The organism is Patescibacteria group bacterium (genome assembly GCA_041675205.1).
Lineage (GTDB): Bacteria > Patescibacteriota > Patescibacteriia > GWA2-46-9 > GWA2-46-9 > JBAYUF01.
Map to the genome: position 1 here is coordinate 1 of JBAYUF010000016.1, position 5,378 is coordinate 5,378.

Here is a 5,378-nt window from a genome sequence, read left to right on the forward strand (position 1 = left end):
CTGTTCTTTCGTCCGTGTGATTTGCGGATTGGTAAAACGAAAAACGATATCAACGATTGTGGCGTGTACATGCACATCACGTACGGCACTTTGCGCCTGCCTGAAGAAATTGGCCGTCAACCGCACGAAGTGAAAACGCGCCCTGATAAATTCGCTGCTGACCTAGCGTTGATGGGAACCGAAGTGCAGGAAATGCCGTACGGCCCAAGCGGGCGTGGCTGCGTAGTGCGCCTCGATGCAATGACAGGCGAACAAATATTCGTGAAATCCAAATCCGTTTTCGGTGAGCCCGCAGAGGATTCAATTGCGGCCTATCGCAGTTTGTTAGAAGCAGTCGAAAAAGAACTGGAAGGTTTTGATGCAGCGTGGGAAGTTGGTGGCGTGTACAATTATCCAATAAACAAGAAAAATTCCATGGGCGGCGTAATGTACAGAGCCACTGTGGTGCTTCTGCCATTTTCTAAAAAGGACACAATAGCGTATGACCGTAACCGTGCTAGACCGTATCACCGCTGACCGTGCAATCGCTCGCCAATCCCGCGATACACCAGCTTATCAAATCCTTACACAAATTCTCGGTGACTATCAGACGGGCGCCACGCTGAAAAAACCAAAAGTTGGTGACGGTGCAATCATCGAACTTGTGCGCTTGATCGTCAAGGCAAACAATGACACGATTGCTTTACTGCGTACGGCTGAGTCCACGTTTCCAGAACGCGATTTTGCAGAAAAACTTTCGTTTCTGGAAAATCAGAACACTATACTGTCGCAGTACATTCCTGAGCTGTTGACTGAAACTGAACTGCAAACAATTCTGGTCAATCTCGTTATCGGCGGCCCTGTGTCCATCGGTGATTTCCAGAAACATCTGCGTGAAAACTATGCCGACCGTTTCAAACCGGGTACGGCTGCACAGGTTTATAACGCCGCGTGAGTGTAAGTCGCCCACGCAATACCCCTTGCATCGGTAAATGTTCGCACAACGTTGGCGATGACTTGTGCAAGGGGTGCAAAAGAACAATTGAAGAAGTCTGCGACTGGAATCGTTACAGTCCTGATAAAAAGATTCAGATAATGGAAGAACTTAAAGTGCGTGATCCGGCGACATTCATAATCCCGGTACGCATATTTGACTGAGGATTGAACGTGAGCAATATAGACTGGAAAGCGTGGGACGAACAACTGCACCCGACGCTGGCGTACCTGAACAGTTTGCATGATCATATATCGATGAATCAGGCGGATAAAATCCATGATTTGTTGCCGGAAGACTTCAGCAACATTGTGATTGAATATGACCAAGATGGTTTGTCTGTCGTCGCGATGATTCCTGTATTGCGCATGCTGCCAATTATCGCGAAGTACGATTACGCTATGACTTTTACACCGCACACAGCGACAATTGTTCTACTTTATCGTGATTCGATTTCTTACACGTTTGGTTCCGATGGTGGATGTCAGTCAAGCTCGACCGACCGTGTAGGAAATGGTTTCCAATGGAGCGGTAACAGCAAACGATTTAAGGTGTCCGAAATTAAAGGTGACTGGCGCGAAGTGTTCGCAGAATCCGTGTGTGCCAAACTCGGGGATGGTTTTATATCATGAACAAAAACAAACAGCGTGGTTACATCGACGTTAGCGGTGCATTCAAATTCGTTGCCCTGTGCTGCATCGGTGGTGGCGTTGCAATCGGTTTCGTTCTGTTCGTTGCCATTCCGTGGGCGTGGCAATTCATCAAACCTTGGATTCATTCCACCACAGGATAAAACGTTATGAAATTCGGTGAAGCTCTAGATAAATTGATCGAAGGACGCGCCATGACCCGTACCGGTTGGAACGGTAAGGGAATGTCTGTGAAATTTGCAGTCGGTGGTGCGAACGTTTGCCCATATTTCATCATGTACAAAGCTGATGGTTTTATCCAGCCGGGTTGGGTTCCATCCATTGGTGATTTGCTCGCCGATGACTGGCAAGAATTCAAGGCGCAATCATGAGCGAAGGAACAGTTTTACTCGACGGCGATTTCGTAAAAGTAACGGCTGTTCCTGCTGAAAAATTCGACGTGTTCGTTGAAGAAATGAATCACGGTATGCGACAATGGACAGACCAAGCGGCACGCGGTGAATGCCCTTGGGTTTGTTCTGACTGCTGCTGTAGCGACGTGAAAGGAATGCCCGATGCGTGCTTCCACGGCAACGCATGGTGCACACGAATTATTCAACGCGACAAACGCGAAGCAATGAAAACCGGAAACGAACCGAGTTAAGGAGGTTGCATGTCTGCTGATAAAAATATGACGGGTGAACAGATACAGCAGATCATGGACATGTTTCTGTTCAAAGCCCTTGAACCGCTGATTCTCTACACAAATGTTTTTGATGCACAGGTTGAGTATTTACTACTGCTGATTGCCACCAACCGTAAACGAAAACTCAGTTCGCTAGACCGTGAGGTTGTGGTCGAAAAGCTGGCTGCGTTTTTGTCGGTGAGTGACCGTCACCAAAAGTTTGCACTCGTTCGTGACACCCGCATTGAACGTAGTTTTATACATCGTTTCATTCGTGCGTTCGTTAAGGACACAGAAGGCTACGTGAAAGATTACAATCTGTTCATGTCGAATCCTACACGTGCGCAGCAAGTGAAGTTCGATAAATACGCCGCAGAAATTGGACGGTGTAGCCGCCACGAAATGTACAAAGCTGTGCAAATCTCGGCGCCATACCTGAAGAAATTTTATGAGTACCGGAACGCTGTAATCGGACACTACATAAAAAATAACAACAAGCTCGCCAAAGCACACACCACCAACCCCGGCAGCAATTCAAGCTATCGCGATTTGGTGCAGTCAATACACCGCAGTGTAATTACCGCGCTGGATAAATACGACAGTCGCAAAGGCGCGCTTACTTCGTATATCGGAACGTGGGCAAAGAATGCTACGACGACAACGAAAGAACACGAATACGGAATTGCATACACTGTGCCGCAAACGCAGCGTAAAAAACTGTTTGAGGGAACCAGTACCGAAGTGAATTTCAGTACCAGTCTCGACGCGGTTTACGGCGGTGATGACGAAGATGGTGAAATGGGTTTGCATGCTGTACTTGCCGATAATGCACCCATGGAAAAAGATTTGGAAAAAGATCAACAGATTGTTCTTGTGCAGAAACTTGCCAAGAAAGTTGACCCTCTCGGGTTGGCACGATTGAGTATGGATATCGGGGAATACTTTACACAGGCAGAACGATACATAATGTTCGACCATATGCGCGCTGAAGGGCTTGCGTAAAACTGTAAAGACATCAAAGCAGCAAAAGAAATTCTTCTGAAATAGTCGGACAACAGATTCGGCATTTTGGTAAACACCGGAGAGCTTTATGTCCACGTTGATTGATCACGCAAAAAGTGAATTGGCTTTGCTTATGGCACAGTTCAAAGCATCGCCTGAAACAATCCCAAGCGATATCCCAATGCAGGAAGATTTGCACAATTCTGTTCTGCAAATCCTGTACGCGATTGATGCTCAGGGAATGTCAGGCGCCGCATTCGATCCTATTATGGGAATGGTGCTTTGTCTGGCTCGCCAAGATCCGCTAACGCCCGTTGTAGACGCTCCAGACCAATGGGAAAAACGCTCTGATGATTACCTACAGCACAAACGTTGTAGCCGTCTGGTGCGTTATGTTCCAACGGGTAAGACCATCGACGTGGAAGGCATCAAACTTGTAGAGCGCGACGGTTCTTTTCGTACTCGCCCGAACGAAAAAATCACGTTCCCTTTCCTCCCTTCTGAACAGTACAAAGTCGGTGACAAGCTTTACTCGACGTACAACGAAGCGATGGAAGTTTGGAGCAACACACCGGTTGAAACGAAATGAATTTTCCATGCCTTGTTTTGCTGGTTAAAGCTGGTGTGGAATTCGTCGCAAAAACTGTAAATGACATTCCGAATGGTCACGCCTTTCGAGTGTTGAAAACAAACTATATTGAGGTAAGTGCATGAGTGGTCTATCGTCGTTTAAGGGTTTTGGTTCTATCAAGACCAATTCCCGCAACGATTCTGTCCGTATGGAAGAAGTCGTTGAAATGATCAAATACGTGGACAAGAAATGGAAGCCGATTCGTCTGCTGCCACTTGCCCCGTTGCAGGTTCGTCAAATCTGGATCAACATTTACACCGGCGCCGAAAACAAGGAAATCCAGATTCCTCGTTACGACATTTCTTTTGACCCGGCCAACCCGGACAAGCCGAAGAAAGGCGTTCGTTGCCCATTCAAAGCGCTGATCACCGCAGACCGCAAAACTTCTCCTGCACGTTCCGGCGATTTCTGGCTGTTCAACGCAATCGACCGTGACAAGCAAGAAGAAGGCGCACCGCGCAAATCGCCGAAGCCTACCAAGGAAGAAGCGAAGACAGGTTTCAAGGATATCAATTCTGAAACTTGGACACCGGTAGGCGTTGCCCGTTTTACCATGACCATGATCATGCGTATGAACGAATTGTCGGAAGACAACAAGCGCAAAAACAAAAAGACAGGCAAGAAAGAACAGTACGACGCGACCGACGCCGACTACGGTTTCGACGTGAAAGTAAAATACAAGAAAGATGCACCGGGTACTGACAAATACAGTATCGACAAAGTGGACGACGGCGCGGTTCCGTTGACCAAGGAAGAACGTGCGTATCTGGTTTGGGAACTGACCGAAAAACTGCTCGACGCAACCGGTCGTATGACTGAAGAGCAAGCGAACGAAGACGTTAAACGCATGAAAGTTGTCGGCGCCGATCAGCTCGATGATGACGATGATGACGAAGACGACGAACCGAAGAAAGGCAAAAGCGCCAAGAAAAAACGCAGCCTCGACGATGACGACGAACCAAAGTCGAAGAAAAAGAAAGGTAGTGGCAAAAAGCCTTTCGATGATGAAGATGAAGACGACGAACCAAAGTCGAAAAAGAAGAAAAAGAAATCGGTAGATGACGACGAAGACGACATCGTACCGAAAAAGAAGAAAAAGAAGACCAAAATTGACGATGACGAAGATGAAGAACCAAAGCCGAAGAAGAAAAAGGCCAAGGTAGAAGAAAAATCTTCGAAGAAAAATAAATCGTCGAAAGACGAAGCTCCTGCGAAGAAAAAGAAAAAGAAGTAATCTGAACTAGCACCGCGTGGGCACCCCGTGTGCCTGCGCATCTTGCAGGGTTGTGAATGACAAAAGCCGTAACAAAATCGAAGAAGCTGAATTTGGCGCCAAAGTTGTCGCCAGCTCAGGCAAAGAAAGAAGTTGCAGTCAAGAAAGCCGCAGAGATTTTTAATCCATACGCGCATCTTGATGTTGAAATCGACAATATGGAAAAGGCCGTGGGCCTCACTTCC

The 5,378-nt window shown here is 47.2% G+C and carries 10 protein-coding genes; all 10 read left to right on the plus strand.

Annotation, left to right across the window (positions count from 1 at the left end; all coding sequences use genetic code 11):
* Positions 1 to 516: hypothetical protein (locus WC052_05715; GenBank protein MFA7287131.1), on the plus strand; the 516-nt coding region annotated here is incomplete at its 5' end.
* Positions 482 to 934, plus strand: a complete 453-nt coding sequence (locus WC052_05720) for a hypothetical protein (GenBank protein MFA7287132.1) — start codon at positions 482 to 484, stop codon at positions 932 to 934. The genes WC052_05715 and WC052_05720, both read left to right, overlap by 35 nt.
* Positions 931 to 1,137 carry a DUF1289 domain-containing protein gene (locus WC052_05725; protein ID MFA7287133.1) on the plus strand — a complete coding sequence of 69 codons (207 nt, stop codon included), beginning with the start codon at positions 931 to 933 and terminating at the stop codon, positions 1,135 to 1,137. The genes WC052_05720 and WC052_05725 overlap by 4 nt, the downstream gene beginning before the upstream one ends.
* 9 nt (positions 1,138 to 1,146) lie before the next feature.
* Positions 1,147 to 1,605 carry a hypothetical protein gene (locus tag WC052_05730; GenBank protein MFA7287134.1) on the plus strand — a complete coding sequence of 153 codons (459 nt, stop codon included), beginning with the start codon at positions 1,147 to 1,149 and terminating at the stop codon, positions 1,603 to 1,605.
* The gene (locus WC052_05735; GenBank protein ID MFA7287135.1) at positions 1,602 to 1,766 is read left to right on the plus strand and encodes a hypothetical protein; all 165 of its coding nucleotides are present in this window, start codon (positions 1,602 to 1,604) and stop codon (positions 1,764 to 1,766) included. Before WC052_05730 ends, WC052_05735 begins: the two co-directional genes overlap by 4 nt.
* Before the next feature lie 6 nt (positions 1,767 to 1,772).
* On the plus strand, positions 1,773 to 1,994 hold the full coding sequence (locus tag WC052_05740) for a DUF2829 domain-containing protein (protein ID MFA7287136.1): 222 nt from the start codon (positions 1,773 to 1,775) through the stop codon (positions 1,992 to 1,994).
* The gene (locus WC052_05745; protein MFA7287137.1) at positions 1,991 to 2,266 is read left to right on the plus strand and encodes a hypothetical protein; all 276 of its coding nucleotides are present in this window, start codon (positions 1,991 to 1,993) and stop codon (positions 2,264 to 2,266) included. Before WC052_05740 ends, WC052_05745 begins: the two co-directional genes overlap by 4 nt.
* A gap of 9 nt (positions 2,267 to 2,275) precedes the next feature.
* Entirely contained in the window at positions 2,276 to 3,289 is a 1,014-nt protein-coding gene (locus WC052_05750) for a hypothetical protein (GenBank protein ID MFA7287138.1), read from the plus strand.
* A gap of 88 nt (positions 3,290 to 3,377) precedes the next feature.
* Complete coding sequence (locus WC052_05755) at positions 3,378 to 3,878, plus strand: hypothetical protein (GenBank protein MFA7287139.1); 501 nt, start codon at positions 3,378 to 3,380, stop codon at positions 3,876 to 3,878.
* Positions 3,879 to 3,999: 121 nt separating this feature from the next.
* Positions 4,000 to 5,154 carry a hypothetical protein gene (locus tag WC052_05760; protein ID MFA7287140.1) on the plus strand — a complete coding sequence of 385 codons (1,155 nt, stop codon included), beginning with the start codon at positions 4,000 to 4,002 and terminating at the stop codon, positions 5,152 to 5,154.
* The last annotated feature ends 224 nt before the right edge of the window (positions 5,155 to 5,378 follow it).

Bases quoted from the DNA above. Each gene is read 5' to 3' on its own strand.
- WC052_05720 (MFA7287132.1), top strand. From the start codon at position 482: ATGACCGTAACCGTGCTAGACCGTATCACCGCTGACCGTGCAATCGCT.
- WC052_05740 (MFA7287136.1), top strand. From the start codon at position 1,773: ATGAAATTCGGTGAAGCTCTAGATAAATTGATCGAAGGACGCGCCATG.
- WC052_05735 (MFA7287135.1), top strand. From the start codon at position 1,602: ATGAACAAAAACAAACAGCGTGGTTACATCGACGTTAGCGGTGCATTC.
- WC052_05760 (MFA7287140.1), top strand. From the start codon at position 4,000: ATGAGTGGTCTATCGTCGTTTAAGGGTTTTGGTTCTATCAAGACCAAT.
- WC052_05755 (MFA7287139.1), top strand. From the start codon at position 3,378: ATGTCCACGTTGATTGATCACGCAAAAAGTGAATTGGCTTTGCTTATG.
- WC052_05750 (MFA7287138.1), top strand. From the start codon at position 2,276: ATGTCTGCTGATAAAAATATGACGGGTGAACAGATACAGCAGATCATG.
- WC052_05745 (MFA7287137.1), top strand. From the start codon at position 1,991: ATGAGCGAAGGAACAGTTTTACTCGACGGCGATTTCGTAAAAGTAACG.